The sequence below is a fragment of the Stenotrophomonas sp. INTA L402-1 genome, assembly GCF_059295135.1.
Window position 1 is genome coordinate 1 of the sequence record NZ_JCAFWP010000246.1, and the last position, 526, is coordinate 526.

At 51.9% G+C, this 526-nt stretch carries 1 protein-coding gene; it reads right to left on the reverse strand.

Translation table 11 applies throughout. The features are described 5' to 3' along the window. On the reverse strand, positions 1-526 hold a 526-nt coding region (locus tag AC5O77_RS22610), incomplete at both ends, for a galactosamine-6-phosphate isomerase (RefSeq protein WP_494507277.1).

The window sequence follows — 526 nt, forward strand, 5'->3', positions numbered from 1 at the left end:
GTTCTGGCATCAAGTTGACTGATATGGCAGGCCGGTTGCAGGTTTTCTCCCGGTTCGTTCAGCCCAAGATGACCGTTTTTCCCCAATCCGAGAACGCATAAATCCAGACCGCCTTTGCGCGCAATCAGGTTCGTTACCCGTTCGCACTCTGTCTCATTTATCTCTTCGGAGCGAAAGCTGATGAGTTGGTCTTCACGTAGCCCCAGCGGCTGCACGATATGCTGTTGCAGGAAAGTTTCGCAGGTGCCAGGCATCGTTAATGGCAGATCCACCCATTCGTCGAGCTTCACGAAGGTGAGCTGGCTGACATCACCCTGCTGCTGGTGGATTTTTTCTACCAGATAATGATACGTCAGTAATGGCGTGGCTCCGGTCGCCAGGCAAATCACGGCATCCGGTTTGCTACGGATCACGGCCAATAAATATTCGCTGGCACGTTCACTTAACGCCGTATAGTTTTCAACTTGTTGAAGGGTTTGCACAGGATGAAATTCCTTAAGTAAAGAGGCACCGCCAGACGCGGTGC